General features: G+C 67.5%; 23 protein-coding genes and 2 pseudogenes. 4 read left to right on the forward strand and 21 right to left on the reverse strand.

Going from position 1 to position 19,763, the window contains the following annotated elements:
• Window positions 1–874 precede the first annotated feature (874 nt).
• From IPJ78_16655 to IPJ78_16670, 4 genes and pseudogenes are all read left to right on the forward strand, one after another.
• Window positions 875–1,054, forward strand: coding sequence for a hypothetical protein (locus tag IPJ78_16655; protein MBK7908177.1), 180 nt, complete (start codon window positions 875–877; stop codon window positions 1,052–1,054).
• The gene (locus IPJ78_16660) at window positions 1,055–1,486 is read left to right on the forward strand and encodes a hypothetical protein (GenBank protein MBK7908178.1); all 432 of its coding nucleotides are present in this window, start codon (window positions 1,055–1,057) and stop codon (window positions 1,484–1,486) included.
• Window positions 1,487–1,523: 37 nt separating this feature from the next.
• On the forward strand, window positions 1,524–2,003 hold the full coding sequence (locus IPJ78_16665; GenBank protein MBK7908179.1) for a hypothetical protein: 480 nt from the start codon (window positions 1,524–1,526) through the stop codon (window positions 2,001–2,003).
• Between the two features lie 9 nt (window positions 2,004–2,012).
• Window positions 2,013–3,244, forward strand: a pseudogene (locus tag IPJ78_16670) (IS256 family transposase).
• Window positions 3,245–3,378: 134 nt separating this feature from the next.
• Here IPJ78_16670 and IPJ78_16675 read toward each other — a convergent pair.
• The 21 genes and pseudogenes from IPJ78_16675 to IPJ78_16775 form a co-directional block, all read right to left on the reverse strand.
• Window positions 3,379–3,873 (reverse strand): hypothetical protein, encoded by a 495-nt coding sequence (locus IPJ78_16675; protein ID MBK7908180.1) that lies wholly within the window; start codon window positions 3,871–3,873, stop codon window positions 3,379–3,381.
• Window positions 3,874–4,543: 670 nt separating this feature from the next.
• On the reverse strand, window positions 4,544–4,936 hold the full coding sequence (locus IPJ78_16680) for a hypothetical protein (protein MBK7908181.1): 393 nt from the start codon (window positions 4,934–4,936) through the stop codon (window positions 4,544–4,546).
• 736 nt (window positions 4,937–5,672) lie between these two features.
• Complete coding sequence (locus IPJ78_16685) at window positions 5,673–5,966, reverse strand: hypothetical protein (protein MBK7908182.1); 294 nt, start codon at window positions 5,964–5,966, stop codon at window positions 5,673–5,675.
• Between the two features lie 12 nt (window positions 5,967–5,978).
• Entirely contained in the window at window positions 5,979–6,458 is a 480-nt protein-coding gene (locus tag IPJ78_16690; GenBank protein MBK7908183.1) for a hypothetical protein, read from the reverse strand.
• Between the two features lie 179 nt (window positions 6,459–6,637).
• On the reverse strand, window positions 6,638–7,087 hold the full coding sequence (locus IPJ78_16695; protein ID MBK7908184.1) for a hypothetical protein: 450 nt from the start codon (window positions 7,085–7,087) through the stop codon (window positions 6,638–6,640).
• 25 nt (window positions 7,088–7,112) lie between these two features.
• Window positions 7,113–7,589 (reverse strand): M23 family metallopeptidase, encoded by a 477-nt coding sequence (locus tag IPJ78_16700; protein MBK7908185.1) that lies wholly within the window; start codon window positions 7,587–7,589, stop codon window positions 7,113–7,115.
• 230 nt (window positions 7,590–7,819) lie between these two features.
• Window positions 7,820–7,966, reverse strand: a complete 147-nt coding sequence (locus IPJ78_16705; GenBank protein MBK7908186.1) for a hypothetical protein — start codon at window positions 7,964–7,966, stop codon at window positions 7,820–7,822.
• A 527-nt stretch (window positions 7,967–8,493) separates the two neighbouring features.
• Window positions 8,494–8,652: pseudogene (locus tag IPJ78_16710) on the reverse strand (hypothetical protein).
• Window positions 8,653–8,697: 45 nt separating this feature from the next.
• Entirely contained in the window at window positions 8,698–9,765 is a 1,068-nt protein-coding gene (locus IPJ78_16715) for a tyrosine-type recombinase/integrase (GenBank protein MBK7908187.1), read from the reverse strand.
• Window positions 9,762–11,216, reverse strand: a complete 1,455-nt coding sequence (locus IPJ78_16720; protein ID MBK7908188.1) for a type II secretion system protein GspD — start codon at window positions 11,214–11,216, stop codon at window positions 9,762–9,764. The genes IPJ78_16715 and IPJ78_16720 overlap by 4 nt, the downstream gene beginning before the upstream one ends.
• A 23-nt stretch (window positions 11,217–11,239) precedes the next feature.
• Window positions 11,240–11,719, reverse strand: a complete 480-nt coding sequence (locus IPJ78_16725; protein MBK7908189.1) for a hypothetical protein — start codon at window positions 11,717–11,719, stop codon at window positions 11,240–11,242.
• Window positions 11,716–12,303: a hypothetical protein gene (locus IPJ78_16730; protein MBK7908190.1), complete on the reverse strand. Its 588-nt coding sequence runs from the start codon at window positions 12,301–12,303 to the stop codon at window positions 11,716–11,718. Before IPJ78_16730 ends, IPJ78_16725 begins: the two co-directional genes overlap by 4 nt.
• A complete protein-coding gene (locus IPJ78_16735) occupies window positions 12,300–13,226 on the reverse strand; it encodes a hypothetical protein (protein ID MBK7908191.1) in 927 nt (308 codons plus the stop codon). The genes IPJ78_16730 and IPJ78_16735 overlap by 4 nt, the downstream gene beginning before the upstream one ends.
• 122 nt (window positions 13,227–13,348) lie before the next feature.
• Complete coding sequence (locus IPJ78_16740) at window positions 13,349–14,260, reverse strand: general secretion pathway protein GspK (protein ID MBK7908192.1); 912 nt, start codon at window positions 14,258–14,260, stop codon at window positions 13,349–13,351.
• Window positions 14,257–14,796 (reverse strand): prepilin-type N-terminal cleavage/methylation domain-containing protein, encoded by a 540-nt coding sequence (locus tag IPJ78_16745; protein ID MBK7908193.1) that lies wholly within the window; start codon window positions 14,794–14,796, stop codon window positions 14,257–14,259. The genes IPJ78_16740 and IPJ78_16745 overlap by 4 nt, the downstream gene beginning before the upstream one ends.
• Window positions 14,786–15,145 carry a hypothetical protein gene (locus IPJ78_16750; protein ID MBK7908194.1) on the reverse strand — a complete coding sequence of 120 codons (360 nt, stop codon included), beginning with the start codon at window positions 15,143–15,145 and terminating at the stop codon, window positions 14,786–14,788. The genes IPJ78_16745 and IPJ78_16750 overlap by 11 nt, the downstream gene beginning before the upstream one ends.
• Window positions 15,132–15,437: a prepilin-type N-terminal cleavage/methylation domain-containing protein gene (locus IPJ78_16755; GenBank protein ID MBK7908195.1), complete on the reverse strand. Its 306-nt coding sequence runs from the start codon at window positions 15,435–15,437 to the stop codon at window positions 15,132–15,134. Before IPJ78_16755 ends, IPJ78_16750 begins: the two co-directional genes overlap by 14 nt.
• Window positions 15,437–16,516 carry a type II secretion system F family protein gene (locus IPJ78_16760; GenBank protein MBK7908196.1) on the reverse strand — a complete coding sequence of 360 codons (1,080 nt, stop codon included), beginning with the start codon at window positions 16,514–16,516 and terminating at the stop codon, window positions 15,437–15,439. Before IPJ78_16760 ends, IPJ78_16755 begins: the two co-directional genes overlap by 1 nt.
• Complete coding sequence (gene gspG, locus IPJ78_16765) at window positions 16,492–16,947, reverse strand: type II secretion system major pseudopilin GspG (protein MBK7908197.1); 456 nt, start codon at window positions 16,945–16,947, stop codon at window positions 16,492–16,494. Before gspG ends, IPJ78_16760 begins: the two co-directional genes overlap by 25 nt.
• Window positions 16,931–18,406: a type II/IV secretion system protein gene (locus IPJ78_16770; GenBank protein MBK7908198.1), complete on the reverse strand. Its 1,476-nt coding sequence runs from the start codon at window positions 18,404–18,406 to the stop codon at window positions 16,931–16,933. The genes gspG and IPJ78_16770 overlap by 17 nt, the downstream gene beginning before the upstream one ends.
• A gap of 186 nt (window positions 18,407–18,592) precedes the next feature.
• Entirely contained in the window at window positions 18,593–19,624 is a 1,032-nt protein-coding gene (locus IPJ78_16775; GenBank protein MBK7908199.1) for a sigma-54-dependent Fis family transcriptional regulator, read from the reverse strand.
• Between the last annotated feature and the right edge of the window lie 139 nt (window positions 19,625–19,763).

Below are 19,763 nucleotides of genomic sequence, written 5' to 3' on the forward strand. Positions count from 1 at the left end.
TCGCTCGCGTCCAAGGCCCGACTGCGTGGACGTTGCTCTCCGCTACGCGCGCCGCCCTCGCGTTTGACCTGACGCGCAGCGGTTGCGCAGCCGCGGATCCTGCTTGGGATCTGCTGTTCCTCTCAAGAAGGACTGTCGCACGGTGGGTCCGCGTAGAACTTGGAGCGAACCTGTCCTCGTTGACGGAATCGATGCTACCGGATGAACTCGGTGACCTCATCGTGGGCTACCTGGACCGGGAATGCTCTCTCAGGCGCCCCCATTCCCCCCGCACTGTCGCCTGCGGGATGTCGGTGCAGCGCGCGGTCGGGAGAGGGAGGGTGTGTGCACCCGCAAGTTGAAGCCTGCTGCATCGCCAGAGGAGTCTAGTATGCTCCGTCGCCTGATTATTGTCACACTGCTATGTGCCTCGCTGTCGGGCTGCCGACGTCCGAGCGCCGACGTGCGGCCGGTTCCGAGCTACGTCGGTCTCGAGATGCGGTTCGTGGAAGCTCGATGCTTCACGGAAGCCGCGGTCGGTGAGATAGTGGAGGTACGAATCAGTCGTGGAGGTAGCCTCCTATCCCCGCCCGCAGACTCCGGTGCCCTCGTACGGCTCGTGGTGCGTGAGGCAAGCGTCGGAGACCGTGCCGACCCGACGAGTCGTCCGCACGTGCGGCTGGTTCCGGTGGCGTACGCGGCTGGGGGCACCGAGCACTCCCTCGACGCACCATCGCCGGCGTTCGAGCCACGGATTCACAACCCGCCCGGCACTACTCACCTGCAGATATGTGTCGCACGCGGAGGGCAGTTGGTCTTCCTGGCAAGATAGCGTCCGTCTCGGCCCTGCGGTTCAGGCGCGTTCAATCCTGCGACTGCGGACGTAGGGCCGAGCGTGCCGAGCGTGCCGAGCGTGCCGAGCGTGCCGAGCGTGCCGAGCGTGCCGAGCGTGCCGAGCGTGCCGAGCGTGCTGAGCGTGCTGAGCGTGCTGAGCGTGCTGAGCGTGCTGAGCGTGCGTGTGCCGTGCGGGCTCGCCACCAGCCTGATGCCTGATCCGGCGCCGGCGGCGGCCTAGGTGGGGATCGCGACGGCACTGATCGGCGGGCCGGGGTGGGAACCGGCGGACGACTGGGCGGCGCTGCTGGCGAGCGGGGTGATCGCGTACAACGGCGTGAAGATGCTGCGGCCGGCGGTGGGGGAGTTGATGGACCGTCATCCCGGCGACGCGGTGGTGCAGGAGGCGCGGCGGATCGCGGCGACGGTGCCGGGCGTGGCGGCGATCGAGAAGACGGTGGTGCGGAAGACGGGGCTGCGGTACTACATCGAGATCCATGTGCAGGCGGACGGCGCGGTGACGCTGGACCGGGCGCACGCGATCGGCGGGCATGTGAAGGCGAAGCTCAAGGCCGAGCTGCCCGGGACGACGGGGGTGGTGGTGCACATGGAGCCGTACGAGGGGGAGGGTGAGGGGCCGACGGCGAACGAGCGCAGGGATCCGGGCGGCTGACCTGCTCGAAGTCGCCGTGAATTCCGTGGAAGATTCGATGGAATTCCCTGAAGATCGAATGGACGTCGATGAAGACGACGTGGACATCGTGGAAGGCGATGTGGAACTGCTGCAACGCGATGTGGACGGGCCGGAAGGCGATGTGGACGGGCCGGAAGGCGATGTGGACGGGCCGGAAGGCGATGTGGACGTCCAGGAAGGCGACGTGGACGTCCGGGAAGGCGACGTGGACGTCCGGGAAGGCGACGTGGACGTCCGGGAAGGCGACGTGGACGTCCGGGAAGGCGACGTGGACGTCCGGGAAGGCGACGTGGACGTCCGGGAAGGCGATGTGGACGTCCTGGAAGGCGACGTGGACGTGCTGGAAGGCGATGTGGACGTCCTGGAAGGCGATGTGGACGTCCTGGAAGGCGATGTGGACGTGCCGGAAGGCGATGTGGACGTGCCGGCGGAAGCGCGAGCAACGTGGGTCGAGGGCCTGTACGGGATTCTGTGTGTGAGGCCATACTCACCCTGAGGAGGGGAGATGGCCAGACCGAAGGAGTTCCCTGAGTTCGACCCCGCGGCGATGGATGCGCTGATCGGGAAGACGAAGACGCCGGAGGACCTGTCAGCGCTCTTCCGGTTCATGCAGAAGCGGATCGCCGAGCGGATTCTCGCGGGCGAGCTGACCGAGCATCTCGGGTACGCGCCGGGGGAGGAGAAGCCGGCGGGGCAGGCGAATCACCGGAACGGGGCGACGCCGAAGACGGTGCTGACCGAGTCCGGGGCGCTGCCGCTCGAGATCCCGCGCGACCGCGAGGGCACGTTCCGGCCGCAGCTCGTGCCGACCGGCGTCCGGCGGCTGCCGCAGTTCGACGCGAACGTGCTGTCGCTCTATGCGCGCGGCGTCTCGGTGCGCGAGATCCAGGCGCACTTGGAGCAGCTCTATCAGGTCGAGGTCTCGCCGAGCGTGATCAGTGCGGTGACCGCCGAAGTGATGGAGGAGGTGACCGCCTGGCAGCAGCGGCCGCTCGACCGCGTCTACCCGTCGTGATCTTTGACGCGCTGCGCGTGAAGATCCGCGACGAAGGCGTGGTCCGGAACAAGGCCGTCTATCTGGCACTGGGTGTCGATCGCGACGGGCACAAGGACGTGCTCGGCCTCTGGATCGAGCAAACCGAGGGGGCCAGCTTCTGGCTCCGCGTGATGACGGAGCTCAAGAGCCGCGGGGTCGAGGACATCCTGATCGCCCTCGTCGATGGCCTGGTCGGGTTCCCGGACGCGATCACGACGGTCTTCCCGCAGGCGCAGGTGCATCACTGCGTCGTGCACCTCGTGCGGCAGAGCCTCAACTTCGTGAGCTGGAAGGAGCGGAAGCCGCTGGCGGCGGCCCTCCGCACGATCTACCGCGCGCCCACGGAGGCGGCGGCGCTCGCCGCCCTCGAGGCCTTCGCGGCGAGTCCGGCGGGGACCAAGTATCCGGCAATCGTCGCGCTCTGGCGCCGGCACTGGCCGCACGTCGCCCCGGTCTTCGCGTACCCGCCGGCCATCCGGCAGCTCCTCTACACGACAAACGCGATCGAGAGCTTGCACATGCAGCTCCGAAAGATCGTGAAGACGCGCGGCCACTTTCCGACCGATGAGGCCGCGACCAAGTTGCTCTACCTCGCGCTCCGCAACATCACGCGGAAGTGGCGGCGCGGGAATCACGCCTGGAAGGCCGCCATGCCGTACCTCGCCATGCTCTTCGGCAGTCGCTTCACGGATCACGCCTGATTACCGCACCGGCCTCACACACAGAAATCCGCACAGGCCCTGGGTCGATGGGGCGGTCGCGCTCGAGAACGCGGTCGAACCCTTGCGAATCGCGCCCCCTCGCGGGGAGAGCGACCCGAAGTCGCTCCCGCCCCTCACGAATGGTCGTTCGCCTGAACATTCCTGACGAACGCCGCCCAGGCGCTGAACCGCTCTGGATCATCAATTGCGTGATCGTCGTGCCGGCGCTTCAGTACTTCGAACTCCCGTCGCTTCTCTTCGCTGTCGAGCGTGACCGAATCCGAGATCGAGCGCAACAGGGCGGGCGACTTCACCACTGCGTCGGGGTGTTGCGCTGCCCCGCGGAGTCGGCTCACGGCGCCTGCAACGACATCGCTCTCCTGTTCGCCTGGTGCGCGCTGGAGCCACCGTTCGGGCCAGTTCGGAGCGACGATCCCCGAAATGCTCCGGATCTCGCGGTTCGCCGCTTCATAGCTGATCGGTGCGAGAGAGAAGATGCGTTCAGTACGCGCCTCGTCCCACGTCAGCAGCTCGAATAGCGATGCTTTCGCCGCCGAAGGGCGCAACGCGATTCCGACGACCGGGCCGTCGTACACGTCGAAGGCCAACAAACGTTCGAAGGGGTGCACGGGATCTCCTCGCGGGCCCGGACCGACAGTCTCATCGAAATCCGTCATGGTGTACGGCCGAACAGTCGATTGAACGTGGTCGCCACTTCTTCCGTGACCGGTTTCGGAAGGATCACGGTATGATGCCCTGCACTGCTTCCGGTGCGTAAGACGGGAAACTCCGCTTCTTCGGCGGCTCTCGACGCCGAACTCGCGCCTTGCCGCGTCGACTGCCAATCGACGACGGAGACCCCGTGCCCGAACCCAGGCATGGATTCGGCCCGGCGTGCCTCGTCGGCCAAAGTCGCCGCTGACTCCGAGTTCCTGCCGAACCGGTACAGCGTACCACCCGCAGCGCTACGTCCGACCGCGGTCGTGGCAGCGCCGACCAGATTTCCCGTTAGCTGTCCGATGGCCTCCTGGTGAGCGGCGGAAAGAACTCTGAGAACGGCTCGAGCCGCCAACTCCTCTCGGGATCGCTGGATCGAACCGGATATCTCGCTTCCCAGTCCCCGCGGGACGCCGGCAAAGCAGCAGAGGCCGAACGGATCGCTGTCGTTGACCGGATCCCCGCCCGCGTATCCGTAGAGATTGAGTCCTCCCGCCACCCCGATCGGGTCGTCCTGCGTGCATGCAAGGAACTTCGAGGCGCCGACCTCGCATGTTCATCGACGCCGGCCGTCCACCCTACTCAAGGTCTCCAGTCGCTCTCGATCCGATCCACAAGAAGCGGGTGATTCCAGATGGTACCGATCGGCAGCTGCTTCTCCTCATCTGAAAGAACGGTACGCGGTTGGCGCAGCGAGGCGCCATCGGTGATGAGCCAAGTGAGCACCCGACCGTCCTCCGAAGTGTTGCCGACATAGCGCACCATCGAGGAAAGTGGACGCAGCGTCTCGGGATGAAATCCAACGACGCGGACCAGCCCCGATCGAGAGGCGGCGCGAACGGGATAGAACGCGACGAATCCGGCTGCAGCAGCGGCGACCGCCTTCGCAACGTCATGCGACTCGTGGATGCCTGGCAGCACCAGAATCGCATCGCCGAGGGTCTCGTGCTTCCCGAGGTACGTGCAGAACGCCACTCCACGCGAGAGCGGGACCGCGAGGACGTCGCCGGGCTGGGGGAGACTAGAGCCAGCCCGGTTATGGCGTTCTGGGCTCATATCCGATTTCTCGCAGTATGGCCAATCCCATGGCCTTCATCTTGTCGTAGTCAGGGTTGTCTCTTGCGACGCTGTTGATCCGATTCACCAGAGCGCCGCCATCCTTCTTCAAGCCGAGGGTCTCAATCAATACCTGCTCAACACCGCGTGCTTGCATCCTGGTGAGTCCGCTGACGAGTGGTGCAATCTCTATCCTGTGCGGACCTTTGAGGTGCTCAGATGCGCGCCTCGCGACGTTGTTCGTGATCCCCACGTAGTCGCTCGCCTGCGAAATGGAGCGGTAGACGCTGTAAGTGACTCCAATCGCGGCGTTCGCCGCACCAACCCCGATCGCAACGACTCCGATACCGACCGTCGCGACGCCCGCGGCGGCGGCACCCGAAGCGACTCCCCCCGCGGCGGCTGCGAGAATGACGGCGCATGATGCTGGTTCCGGGCACAGGCCGAAAGGATCGCTGTTGTTTACCGGATCCCCAGCCCCGTATCCGTAGAGATTCAGCCCTCCCGCGACCCCGATCGGGTCTTCCTGCGTGGAATCGCCGCGCGGACGACTCTAAGCTCCGATGAAGCCGATCGCAGCCCCTGGGAAGCGACCTCGACTTGGCGCTCCGCACGGCGGAGCCGCGAGATCGCAGTGCGCCAACCCCAATCGATGCTAATCAGTTGATGGGAATCGGTCGCGTGCGGCCTTCTCATCACGTGAAGGCGCCGTGACTCCGACCTTCAACTCTATCATGCGAATCACCTCACCGACCGTGCGAACTCCCTGCCAGTCGTCCTGCGGAAGCGCCATGCCTAGCGCGCGTTCCAGGCCCGGCACGAACAGAAAGCTGAAGTCGTCCTCATCCATCCTCAAGTCGTCTCGCAGCCTGTGGTCGACACGAACATCTTCCGCTACGAAGCGCGTCAGTTCGGCAATCTTGTTCACAACCAGGTCATGGATGCTCATCAGCACTTCTCCCTAGGTTCTCGGCTTGGAGGTCGAGCACGTCGCGATCTTGGCCGCGTCGTACAGGAGAAGAACTGGCGCGGCGCGAGAGGCAGCTCGCCCGACGATTCCGAAGGCGCGACTCGTGCCGAGCACCTTGAGGCTCTCGAACTTCGCATTGGGGAACAGGACATGTCCGCCGTAACCAATCACATTCGTGAACGGACTCGCACCCGCCATATTCGTCAGTCCCAACGCCTTCTTCTCCAGCGGTATCGCTCCGAGGAGAACTAGGTCCTTGACTCCGATTTGATCCGCCGCACACTGAGCCAGCGTCTCCTGTGCCTGACGATTGCGACGCTCGACGCAGATGAAACCGCCTTTGTTCGCCACTGTCTCGCGCCCTGCGTCGACCTCGTCCTTCGTACAGGGCGTGAGCCCAAACGGATCCGCGAAGTTGATCGGGTCCCCACCCGCGTACCCGTAGAGGTTCAGTCCCCCCGCGACCCCGATCGGGTCTTCCTGCGTGCAGTCGCGCCCTCTCTTCTCGCGGGTCCGACGGTGACGTGCAAAAAATGCCTGCCCATACTCGAGTCTCGGGGACGTCGTCGCTCCATTAGACTCGGCTACGTGGCCGAACTCCGTTCCGTCCGCCTTCCGCTCCCAACTGAACTGACACTACTGAGCTGACACTATCGAACATCGACGCGGCGATAGAGATAGTCCCCCGGCTCCTCGTCCGCCGCAAGTAGACGCAGGCTCCCACGGTGCAGGATGCCCGAGAACACGTAACCGTGCACGCCTTCGGTGGTGTCAGACACATAGAAATCGAGCGTGTCGCCCCCTTTGCGCACGTAGTGGCCGCTTCCCTCGCGTCCACGCAGCTCCGCCGAGCGGTCTGAGCTGACGCAGTTGATGAAGAGACTGTCTACGCTGCTCCAGGAGGCGGAATCGAGCGTGAAGCGGCCCCAGAACGGCCTGAGTGAACAAGAGCGCGAATTGGCTGCGCGCGACTCAAGGTCCCTTCCGCCAACCCGCACGAGGCGGAAGGATTGGGGCGCATCGCCACCCGCGTGCGACGAGTTGATCGAGCCGAGGGCACACGCCGACGAAAAGGCGAGTGTAAGCACGAGCGAGCGCACGAGATGCCTCCGGTCTGTGGAGCGGCTATGGTCGATTGTCCGGCTTGACGTCACTCGTGGGGTCCCGTCGGTCCTTGCCGATGTCGGGCATGCTCTTGGTGCGGATCTCGAAATGCAGGTGCATCGGCGTACTCTCCGCGTTCCCAGTGTTGCCGACCGTACCGACCAGTTGGCCGGCGGCGACGTTCTCGCCCTTGATGAGCCCTGAAGGCTCATCAAGGTGCGCGTAGAAGGACCAGCTTACGGCCTTCCCGTCCGCGTTCTTGTGGGCGATCTCTACATAGTTGCCATAGGTCTCAGACGTGCCGACGGCAGAGACGGTGCCTCGATCGACCGCCTTCACGGCCTGACCTCGCAGGGCGGCGAAATCGAGACCCCAGTGGTTCTTGGTGCCGTTGTTCCGCACCCGACCATACTCACCCACCCGGGCGTTCCCCGGATCTTCACGCAACCGGCGAAACAGCGCGAGGTGGCGCGCACACGGCCTGCCGGTGAGCTCCATTGGGCAAAGGCCGAACGGATCCGCGTTGTTGATCGGATCCCCAGCCCCATACCCGTAGAGATTCAGCCCGCCCGCGACCCCGATCGGGTCTTCCTGCGTGTGACGACGAGGGGAGAAGAGTAACTCGCCGACGTTCGGTGGATCAGCTCAAGCGAAGTACGCATGCGACTCGGGTGCGGCGTCCCGCCACGGGCCGACAACCGCATCGTCGCGATCACCCACGCCACGTGCTACAGCACGACGAGTCGGCTCGTTCGCACCTCGTACCGCGCGTTGCGAGACGAGTTCACCGTGTTGAGGCGCTCCGCCTCAGCAGACGCAGCCTCCTCGGAGTCGAACACCTTCGTCACTGCTACGGCGTTCGACAGGTCCGACATTCCGATGTCGAACCTGAGAATGACGTAGATCGGCCTGTGGTCGTGGCTCACGCGTACCCCTTGCCCGTGGAAACAGTGCCCGATCAGTACTTGGTGGCGAGGTTCCCAATGTGCTCGCCGGTGCTTGCATTGTACACATCGCCGGTTCGTCCGAAGATCACGTCGTCAGCTCCCCCCAGTCCGGCCGCCTCCTTGATCTTGTGTAGTCGATCACTCGCTTGCGTTTCGCTGACACCATGGTACTTCGCTAGATGCTTGAAGGCGTCTCCCTGCGCATTCGCTCCCGTGAACGGGTTCCCGGGGACATCAAGTTCACCCCGCCAAGCCGGTCGAGCATCTTTGCGAAGGCGAGACCCGCGTCCAGACCGGAGCCGAGGATCGCGCCAGCGGCGGCCCCCTGCCTTTGCCCCTCCCGCGGCTCCACCCACCGCGCAAACGAGGGCAGCGGGTCCACTCGGCGAACACGCCACGCCGGCTGAGATGGCACCGGCAAGTCCGCCACCCGCTCCGCCGGCCGCCGTGAACAGAACCGTGAAGTAGCCCGGTGGGCAATCGGTCGGGTCAAGCTGATTCGTGTTGGGGATTCCGGGGCACAGTCCGAGAGGATCCGAGAAGTTGACCGGATCTCCACCCGCATACCCGTACAGATTGAGCCCCCCCGCGAGCCCGATCGGGTCTTCCTGCGTGGAATAGACCGCCCGTCCCAACCCTCGTCCAGCCCCTCCCCTTCCTCATCGCGGTATTGACCGACCGCTCCGGGAGCCCCTCGGCCCCTCGAATCGCCCGCCGCGGGGCGGCAGCGCGAGCAGCGGCGCGATGCCGCCGCCGAGCCGGTGTCCGAGCCATGCGCGCCCTGCCTCGGCGGGGTGCGTCAGCGCGTGCACCGACCGGAGCCGCTCGACCGAGACGTGGGTGTAGATCTCCGTCGTCGAGAGCTGCGCATGGCCCAGCAGTTCCTGGAGGTCACGGATATCCGCACCGCCGTCGTGCATCAGCGTCGCCATGCTATGCCGGAACACGTGGCAACTCCCGGCCTTCCCGCTGGCACGCCGGACGTAGCCGTGCAGCCGCTCCGTCAGCCGCGAGGGACGGATCGCGTCGCCGCGCGCCCCGAGGAACAGCACGCCGGGGTCGGCGCCGTCACACCGCCGGGCCACGAGCCGCGGTCGTGCCGTGGCGAGGTACCGGTCCACCCAGTCGAGCGCGCGCCGCCCGACGGGGACGACGCGGTCCTTGCCGCCTTTGCCCTCGCGCACGAAGGCGAGCGCCCGCGTCTCGTCCAGGTCCGCGACCTGCAACCGGATGACCTCGCCGCGGCGGAGCCCGGTGGAGTACAGCACCTCGAGCAGTGCGCGATCCCGGAGGCCGAGGATGGTCTCGACATCGGGTGCGCTGAGCACCGCCTCCACCTCTGTCGCGCTCAGCACCGCCCGCGGTAGACGACGCGGTAGCCGCGGCAGCACGAGTTCCGCCGAGGGGTCGACGAGCAGCCGGCGCGTGCGAACCGCCCAACGGAAGAGGAGTCGCACGGAAGTCAGCCGTCCCAGACGCGTGCTCCACGCGTGCGGCCGACCGCGCCGATCCCGCGACGCCACCACCTCGGACTGGTAGCGCTCGAGCACCTCGAGCGAGATCGTCTCCAGCGCGAGCCATCCCTCGCGCATCGACCACGCCACGAAGCGGCGAAGATGGATGAGGCGCGTGAGGATGGTGCTGGCCGCGTGGCCCGAGAGGCGCAACCACGCCTCGTACTCCACGAGGACGGCACGCAGGCCTTGAGGCGCGACGACGGAGATCATGGCGGCGGCCCGGACTTCGCACGCAAGGGTGCCGCGAGCGCGGCCGCATCGGCGTCGGTCCGGATCACGCGCGGCGTGAGGAAGACGAACAGCTCGGTCTCCGTCGTGCCGCGCGACGCCCCGCCGAACAGGCCACCGATCAACGGGATCGACGAGAGGAGCGGCAGGCCGCTCTGTCGCGTCTCCTTCACGCGGTCGGTGAGGCCGCCGAGCGCCACCGTCTGGCCATCGCGGACGAGCAGCTGCGTACTGAGCGTCCGAGTCGAGATGACCGGCGCGTTGAACGCGACCTCCGCGGTGGCCGTCGACACTTCCTGCATGACCTCGAGCTGCACGGAGCCGTCCCCGCTGATCGTCGGTCGCACGGTCAGCCGCGTGCCGACATCCTTGTACTGGACGATCTGGTCGCGGGACGCGGCGTCCGTCGGCAGCGAGCGCTGGACCTGGACGAAGGGGCGCTGGCTGCCGACGCTGATCTCGGCCGGCTGGTTGTTCGTCGCGAGCAGGACGGGCCGTGTGAGGATGCGGACGTTCCCGCGCGAGGCCGCCGTCCGGATCGTGGCATCGAGATCGAGGCCACCAACGCCCATCACGCGCAGGGCGAAATCGCCGAGCCCGCCGCCGCCGAGCGCGCTCTCGATGGTCGCACCATTCTTCCCGACGTCGGTGGGGCGGAGGACACCCTCCGCATTCAGCCCGATCGACCGGTCCCGCCGGACCTCCGCCACGAGCACCTCGATGAGGACCTGCAACGGTCGGACGTCGAGCGCCTGTACGACCTCGCGGATGAGAGCGATATCCGACTGGTTCGCGCGCACCAGCAGGGCGTTGCCTCGCATGTCGGCGACGACCGTGAGCTCGCCACTCAGGGTCGCAGGCCGCGCGGGGGCCGGAGTCGTCGCACCGGGCTGCATGGGCGCACCATTCGGTGCGACGAGATTGTTCCGCAACTCATCCGAGAGCGTGGGTGCGCGGTTCCCGGCGTCCGCGCCGGCTCCGAGGCCACCACCACCCCGGCCGTAGAGCGCATTGACCATCGACGCGACGTCGATCGCGCGTGCGTGCTGCAGCGGGATCACGAAGAGCTCTATGACGGAGAGCGGTCGCACCGGCGGCGCACCGGCCGTCGGTCCACTCAGCCGGACCGGCTCACGGGGCCGGACCCGGTACAGTCCCGAGCTCGAATCGTCCACCAGTTCGAAGCCCTGGCTCTCGACCAGGCCGCGCAGGAGTCGCGCGATGCTCTCACGAGGGACCGGAACCGGACTCTCGAGTGTCACCGACATGGTCGGCGCGCCCGTGATGATGACCGGGCGGTCGAGATACCGTCCGAGCAGCTGCACCGCGGCGCGCAGTTCGGTGTTCACGATGCGAATGCTGACGCTGTCCTGCGCACGACCGCCCTCTGGCGTCTGAGCGCCACTGGCGAGCGGGAACAGAAGACAGGTCATCAGAAGGAGCGCTCGGACGGGGTTCACGGGGATCTCGCCTCCAGTCGCACGACCCAGGTCGTGTCGCCCCAGCTCACGCCGATCTCCAGCGTGCGAATCGACACGATGACGACGTCCCCGATCCGGTCACCCGCTCGAATGACATGGTCGCCATCGAAGCCTGGTACGTCGGTGATCACCGCCTGCCATGGGGGCCCGCCGACGACGGCCTTGAGGCGGATACTCGGCGGTGTCGGCGTCCGCTCCTCGGCTGGCGCGTCGGGTACGACCTCCCCGGTTTCCTCGCGATCTCGCGCGATGAGCCGGAACGGTGTGCGTCCGATCGCGTCGGCGACCATGCGTTCGAGGGAGTCTCTTCCCAGGGGGGCGATCGCGCGAATCGTCGGGACTTGGCCAGGAGCGACGGCGAGCTCGCGCGTTCCGATCCCGTGGACACGAAGCGCGGCGCCCAGCATCAGCAGGACGACTCCGCCAGCGAGCGCGCGGTCGACATGCGCGATCATGCCTCGCTCCTCGGATCCGGGAGGAGCGCGATCGCTGCGATGGTGATCTCGACGCGCAGGTGTTCGAGCTCGGCGGTCGCGGCGGTGGGGTCCGCTTGCGCTACACTCACCTCTTGCACGGAAAGCAGGGCCGTATCCGCATCGAGTTCACGAAGAAGCTCCAGCAGAGCGTTCGCATTGCCCGTGAGGGACACACGAATCGCGATGCGACTGATTCCGTCGGTGGCAAGAGAGGCACCGAGCGGACTGGCGCCCCTGACCGAAGCCCCAGCGAACTCGGCGATCGCGGAAACACGTTGGACCAGAGCGGTCGTCGCTTCGGCGGGTGATCCCGCCACGAAGCAGCGTCCGCGCAACGCGCCATGCGCCCGCCTCCGCTCCTCGAGGCCCTTCGGTCCACCGTCGACCGCCGCGTCGAGGAGCCGGGACTGGAGGCGGAGCGCGTCGAGTCGCGTCAACTGTCGCGTCTCCATCGTTCTGACGGCGGGAATACCACGCGCGCCGAGCAACAACGACCCGATCACGCTGATCCCGAACAGGACGGCGCGGCGGTCCCTGGGCGCGAGGGAGAGGGATACCTTCATCGGTGAGCCCGGGTGACAGAACCCGTAGCTGCGGGGCGCAGGAGGGCGAGGCTCACGGTCGTACGTTGCAGATCCGACCCGTCAAAGACCTCGCGGGTGAGGGCACCGACGAGGACCGGTGGAGCGAAGCCCGGTACCGTCGCGAGGGCGGCGGCCACATCCTCACGTGGATGGGCCACGACCGACAGGACCGCCGACGTGGAGTCGATGCGCAGCGAGGTGATCGCCGCGGACGCAGGAAGTGCCGACGCCAGCCGCGAGACGAGAATGCTCGTGGCCTCCCTTCCACCGGCGAGGGCGTCGGCGACCGAGGAAAGCCGCGCCATCTCGTCGAGTTCGCGGGCCGCCTGCGAGGCGGCCGGGGTCTTCCGAAGGCCGTTCAGCCTTCCCTCGAGTGCCGCTGACTCGAGTCGCAGCGAGACGGACGGCGCCCACACCGCTCCGCTCGCTGCGAGTACGAGGCACACGAGCAGGGTGAGCCGCCGATTGCGTATGTCGCGTCGCGACCGCTGCGCCTCGTTCGGATCGAAGACCACGACCGAAGGATCCCTTCTCTCGTGCAGCAACAGGCTGTACTGCGTCGATTGGTCCGACGTCGGCAGGGACTCCGCGGGTACGACTCCCACGAGCACGACTCCGCTCGCGGTCGCGGCCGCGCTCAGGGAGAGTTGTGTCGAACGATCGAGTGCGACCCCCCACCAACCATCCTCACGGAGTGTCACCGCGCCGTAGGTCGACGCCTCGGGCTCGCCGAGGAAGAAGGCTTCCGGGCTCGCCGTGAGCAACGCGTCCACGCTGGCGCGCGGAGTCGAAGCGGCGACGTCGAACAGCCGGCGGAAGCGGCATCGTGGCGCGTCAACGACCGCGAGGACACGAGCGCGCCGGCGCTCGACGGCCGGGATCGAGGAGAGGATCTCGTACAAGAAGGTCGACCATGGTACGTCGCTCGGCCGGCGCGTCGCGCAAGAGGGGAGCTTCGCACTCCCCCCATCCCGGACAAGCGCCGCCTCATCGCCTGCCAGCGTGAGTACCATGCGAAGCGGCTTCACCAGACCCTCCGACGTATGGGTGTGAGGCCGGACGACGTCAACGTCACCGTCAGTTCCTCGGAGCGTTCCGTTCGCGATGCGCCTGCGCTCGCGGTCACGGTCAGGATCCAGGTCTCAGGGCCGACGCGGGCGATCCGGGACAGGTCAACGAATCGAGCACTGAAGTCCGGAGCATCGGCGGACGGAACGAGCGCGGCCAACTCGGTCACGGAGGACGGACGCCAACCGTCGCGACGCCGAGCGACGATCGCCGCGGCGAGCCGCGGCGAGATGCCGGGCAACGAGGCCAGGACCACCGCCGACGCATGCATGATGTCGACCGTCGTGCCCTCGACGTCGAGATCCGGGAGCAGCTCCGGGTGGTCGCCCATCGCGCGCACACGAAGGAGTTCGCCGGTCGATCGAAAGTCCTGGTTCGTCGGCAGGGAGAGCCGACGCGCCAAGTACCAGTCTTGCTCCGCACCGCGCGGGTTCGGCTCGTCATCGGAGTCGCGCCAGTCCTCGATCGCCGAGGCGAGCGCGAGTGCCTCCGTCTCGGGGACCGCCAGCAGGAACATCCGGTGGAGCCCTTCCAGGCCGGCGCGGTTCACATTGAGGCGAGCTCCTCCCGATCGGAGCGTGCGCCGGCAGTCGTCGACCGGCGGGCCGAGCGTGGCGAGTCCGATATCAAGATGGTCCCACTCCGCTTCGCGCAGCCTCCCGGCGGGCGACTCCAGGAGCCGCTGGTCCAGCTGGGCGAGTGTCAGCGCAGCGCAGCCGCTCACTGCGTATCGCGCCTCGGTCGCATCCATGCGATTCTGCGCCGCATCCACTCCGGAACGGCCGCCGAGCACGGCGGTCAGCGTGAGCACCGCCGCGACCGAGAGCACCCACAACACCACCAGCAACGCGATGCCCGGACGCCTCATCGGTCGATGCCCACAAGGAAGAAGGTCGTGTCCTCGTGCATGACAACGCCTAGCGCTGTCGGCGTGCGGAGGCTGTGGCCCCATTCCGGAAGCCAGGTCGCGCCGTCGACCGTCCGCTCCTGAAAGGCGAACGCGTCCGGCTCGCCGCCAAGCCGGAGATCGATCGGCGGCGAGGCGTCGAGGGTCAGGGAGAGCCCGCTACGCCCCGGACTGCCGAGGGAGACGATGGCGAGCACGGCACGACAGCGCACGAGTTCGCCGTCCGCCGAGTCACACCAGGTATCGAAGCTCAGCCTGGTCGGTCCCCCTTCGAATCCCGTCGCTGATCGGCCACCTGATTCGGTCCGGGCGAGCAGATCACGCAGGAGGCCGCTCGAGTTCCTCCGAAGGTCTGCCGCGACCGACGCGCTGGCGGCGAGGTCCGCCCCGTCCTGCAGCGCGACGAGCATGCCACGCGCGCCAGAGACCACCAGCGCGGTGAGTGTCAGCGCGACGATGAGCTCCAGCACGGTGAATCCCTGGCGTTCAGGGCGCATCGGTCACGTTCGGGCGATAGATGTGTGTCGTGAGCGTCGCCCGACCTTGCGTCGGAACGAGGATCTCCATGCGCGCCACCGAGCGCGTGAGGAGCGTCACGTGCACCGTGAGTCCGTCGATCTGCCGGCGTCCCGCCATCCGCTCGATCTCGTGGAGTGGCTGCGCCTGCAGGCGCTCGAGAAGCTGCGCAGCTCTCTCCAGTTCCGCCTCACGACGGAGTGTCGCTTCGAGCGTGTGAAGCGTCTGCGCGGCCAGTGTCGCCCAGCCGATCCCAGCGACGCCGAGCACCGCGACGGCGAGGATGACTTCGAGGAGCGCGATCCCGCGCCGGCCGTCACCTGGTCGCATCGACCTGCTCCGCGAGGAACGTGCGCACTCGTCCCGCGCTGTCGATGGTGACCCGACCGTCGGGTCGGGCGAAGACATGCACGGGGGAGTCGCTCACGATCCCTGAACGCACGACGGGCCGCCGGGAGGCGATGGCCATGGACCGCGCCTGGGCGATGAGACGCATGAGGCTGTCCGTCTGCGGCGTGGTCGCCGCCCGAAAGCTCGGGGTCACCACCGCCAGGCATACGCCCAGCATGGCGAGGACGACCAGCAGTTCGACGAGTGTGGCGCCGGCGGGGGCGGTGCGCATCAGCCGGGGCGTACCGCATAGACCGCCTGCAGCATCGCCGCGGCGACGACACCGACGATCGCGGCGAACGCGAGGATCAGGGCCGGTTCTATCAACCGGATCGCCGTGCGCATGATGCGGTCGGCGCGACCCTGCTCGATCCGCGCCGCGAACGCGAGCATGCGCCCCATCTGTCCGGTCTCCTCCCCGGACGCGATCAGGCGGCAGGCGGTCGGTGTCATGGCCCCAACGTCATGGAGCGCGCGCGAAGGGCGCTCTCCGGCGACGATCCGCTCGCGCGCCCTCTCGAGACGGGACGCGATCGCGGCATCACCAAGCGCTGGCGCGGCCTGCCGCAGGGCGGCGCGGAGCGGCATGCCGGATTCGAGGAGCGCCGAGAGTGCGGCGCAGAGTCGCGCGGTGGCGGCGGATCGCCTGACCGTTCCGATGAGAGGAAGACGGAGCATCCAGGCGTCCGTGGCCAGCCGCCCACGGGGAGACGCTCGCCACCGCATCAGCGCCGACGTTGCCAGGACGAGCGCGATCGCCGCCGGGAGCGCCCCAGCCCGCAATCCGGCGCTCACGTCGAGCACCGCACGCGTCATCGGTGGCATCGACTGCCCGAGACCGTCGAGGATACCGGCGAAGCGCGGCAACACCAGTCCGACCATGACTCCGACGGAGCCGAACCCCGCGACGCCGACGACGACGGGGTACGCCAACGCCGCGCGGATCGCCGCACGGTTCGTCGCGTCAGCCTCGGCGTGGTCCGCCGCACGACGAATCGCCGGAGCGATCCCCCCGCCGGCCTCACCTGCTCTCACCAGACCGACCACGACCGGCGGGAGGCCGAGTGACATCTCCTCGAGGCTCCGGGCCAACGACGTGCCTTCGCGGACGGACGTGCGCAGCCGCGGGACGCCAGCAGACCAGCCCGCGGGCGCCAGTTCCTCGAACGCGGCGAGCGCCCGCGAGAGTGGAAGGCCGGCCTCCAGCAGATCCGCGAGGATGCGCAACCCGATCGCGAGCGACTCGGAATCGAGTGTCGCCCGTGCATCCGGCGGGGCCGACGCGGCTAGCGCCGGAGCGGTCCACGCCATGATGTCAGGTCCTCATCCTCGTGATCACCACCCTCGGCGCCATCGCGTCCGAGCGTATAGAGATCGTAGCCCTCGCGTTGACGCTCCCCCGGCGAGACGTAGATCCACGGTCGGCCCCAAGGGTCGAGCGGCACCTCCTGCCGGAGGTACGGACCACGCCACCGGGACGCCGCGTCCGGATCCAGGGGCGCCTCCCGCAGCACGCCGAGCCCCTCGTCCGTGCGCGGATAGCGCTGCAGGTCCAGGCGATACGCGTCGAGCGCGAGTCCGAAGACCTCGATCTGAGCTCGTGCTGCCGTCTTCCTCGCCTCCCCCACATTCCCGAAGAGGGCCGGTGCGACGACCGACGCGAGCGTCGCGATGATGGCGATCACGACCAGCAACTCGATGAGCGTGAAACCACGCCGCCGTTGCTCACTCCTGCACGGCACGCAGGACCTCCTCGATGGTGGTGATGCCTGCCTGGACGAGCTGCCATCCACACTCCCGCATCGGGACCATGCCGTCCGCGATCGCCCGTTCGGCGAGCTCCGATCGCGGGGCGCCGCGGGCCAGCGCCGCGCGCAACGCATCGGTCATCTGCAACACTTCGAAGATCCCGATGCGCCCGCGGTAGCCTGACTCCCGACAGGCCGAACAACCGAGACCGCGCCAGCCCGACGCCGCATGGATCGGCCGCGCCACGAGTCGCGCGGCGTCCGAATCCGACAGGTCCACCCGAACGGAACAGTGACCACAGATCCGCCGAACGAGCCGCTGGGCAACGATGCCCTCGAGCGTTCCGCCGATCAGATAGTCCGCGATCCCGAGATCGAGCAGACGCGGGAGCGCGCCGACCGCGTCGTTGGTATGGAGCGTCGAGAGCACGAGATGACCCGTCATGGCCGCCTGGATCGCCACTTCCGCCGTCTCCCGGTCGCGCATCTCGCCGATCATCACGACGTCGGGATCCTGCCGAAGGATCGCGCGGAGCGCCGTGGCGAACGCAACACCCGATTGCCGATGGACCGGGACCTGCGTGACGCCCGGGAGCTCGTACTCGACCGGATCCTCGACCGTGATGATCTTCTCGCGTGAGGCGTCCCGCTGCTGGAGCGCAGCATAGAGCGTCGTCGTCTTGCCGCTCCCTGTCGGCCCGGTGACGAGGATCAGTCCATGCGGGCGCGAGACGAGCTGCCGTACCGCATCGAGCATGACCGCCGGCATGCCGAGCGAATCGAGGTCCCCGGGGGCGACTCCTCGATCGAGGAGTCGGAGGACGACGCTCTCGCCGTGGACGGTGGGGACCGTCGAGACCCGCAGGTCAAGCTCGCGATCGACGAGCCGGAGCCGGATCCGCCCGTCCTGCGGTCGGCGCCGCTCGGCGATATCCAGCTCGGCGACCGTCTTGATGCGTGAGACGACCGCATGTTCCATCTGTCGTGGCGGCTCCGGGGCCGGAGCGAGGACGCCATCCATTCGGAATCGAACGTCGAGACCGCCCTTCCTTGCCTCGAGGTGGATGTCGCTTGCGCCGGCATCGATCGCCTCCCGCAGCAGGAGGTTCACGTACCGGATCACGGGAGGCCCGTTCGCCAGATCGCGGACATCGGTGGTGCGCTCGTCGTCCGGGTCGTCGTCCCTGACCAGGTCGAGAGCCACGAGGCGGTCGGCCTCGGTGGTGATGCGCTCGATGTACTGCTCGAGCTCCTCACGAGAACACGGATGCGATGCAGCCCGCCGTCCATAGAGTTCCGCGACCTCGGCGACGGCCACCGACGACGCGTTCTCTCCCACGGCGACCACGAGCTGCCCCTCGCCGTCCTCAGCGAGAGGGCAGATCCGGTGGCGCAACAGGAAGGAGCGCGAGATGCCGCTCGCGAGAGGGAGAGGTACCGCGCTCGAGTGCATCAGACTGGCATTGGGCACACCTCGCTACAGGGCAACTGGCGTGCCAACTCGCGCCGACACGTGGTGGCATCGGGCGCACCATTAGAGCGGAGCCGAGCGCGATCGGATGCTGCCGTGCGGAGGCGAGGAGTTGAGACTCTCGTTCCGTGATGCGACCGGCGCTGATCCCAGCGGTCCGACGGTAGCTTATGCATCCTTATGACCTCGCTCGCGCGCGGCCCTGACGTGACGGAAGACGGTTGCACGGCTGACATGCGCGAGTGCGACGGTCTTCTCCACGCTTCCACCGACGAGCGCGTGGATCCGAACGACCTCACTCGGCGGGACACGGCGCCGCTTGCCCTTGAGCCGACGGCCGAAGGCGAGGTATGAGCTGACATGTGACGTGAGGAGCACCGGTGACGTACCTGCCTCGGTCACGATCCGATCGAAGGTCATGACGAGCTCGCGCAGGTTGGCCGGCCAATCGTACTCGAGCACCGCCGCCAGCAGTTCGTCCGAGATGCTGGGCGGCGTGGCGCGGCCCATACGCCGACAGGATCCGCTGATGGCATCGGCGAGCAGGGTCGGAAGGTCATCCCGGCGCGCGCGAAGCGGAGGGAGCACGATGCGACCGGCTTCGATCCGCGCAAGCAGGTCGGGCAGGAAGAGCCCTTTCGCGGCTTGCTCGCTGAGGTTGACGTTCGTCGCCGCTACCACACGGACATCGACGGTGAACCAGCGCTCGCAACCCATCGGTCTGAAATGGCCATACTCGCTCGCGCCGAGCAGCTGTTGCTGGACATCGAGATCGCACTTCCCGATCTCGTCGAGTGCGATCGAGCCGCGATTCGCGCGCGGGAAGTCCCCGATGCGTTCGTTCGTCGCCCCGGTGAATGCGCCGGGCATGTGGCCGAAGAGCTCCGAGGCAGCGAAGTCCCGGCGCGTGGTCCCGAGGTCGACTCGGCGGAACGGGCCGCCCCGGCGTGTCGACAGGTCATGGATGGCGCGCGCGGCGAGCGTCTTGCCGGTGCCCGTCTCGCCCTCCAGGAGCACCGGGAGGTTGGGATTCCGCGCCAACATCTCGAGCTCCTTGAGAAGTCGTCGCGCTGCGTTCGACGGGAACGCCGAGAGTTGACGGACCGAGTCGGCCACCGGTGTCGGGATGCCGAGCGGGTAACGGGCGATCTCCGTCCCGGAAGTGGACCGCAGGAACCGTTCGAGTTTCGTGGTGGTCATGGTGTTGGGGGTTAGTGGGGCCGCGATTCTGTGCTCCGGACCGGAGTCTCACAAGTCTCAGGGGAGGCTCTGACAACCACCGTGAGACTCGTCCCAGCCAGCGGCCCCGGCCCTAAGTCGTTGCCGGGCAACGATTCCG

The sequence above is a fragment of the Gemmatimonadota bacterium genome (assembly GCA_016714015.1).
GTDB lineage: Bacteria > Gemmatimonadota > Gemmatimonadetes > Gemmatimonadales > Gemmatimonadaceae > Pseudogemmatithrix.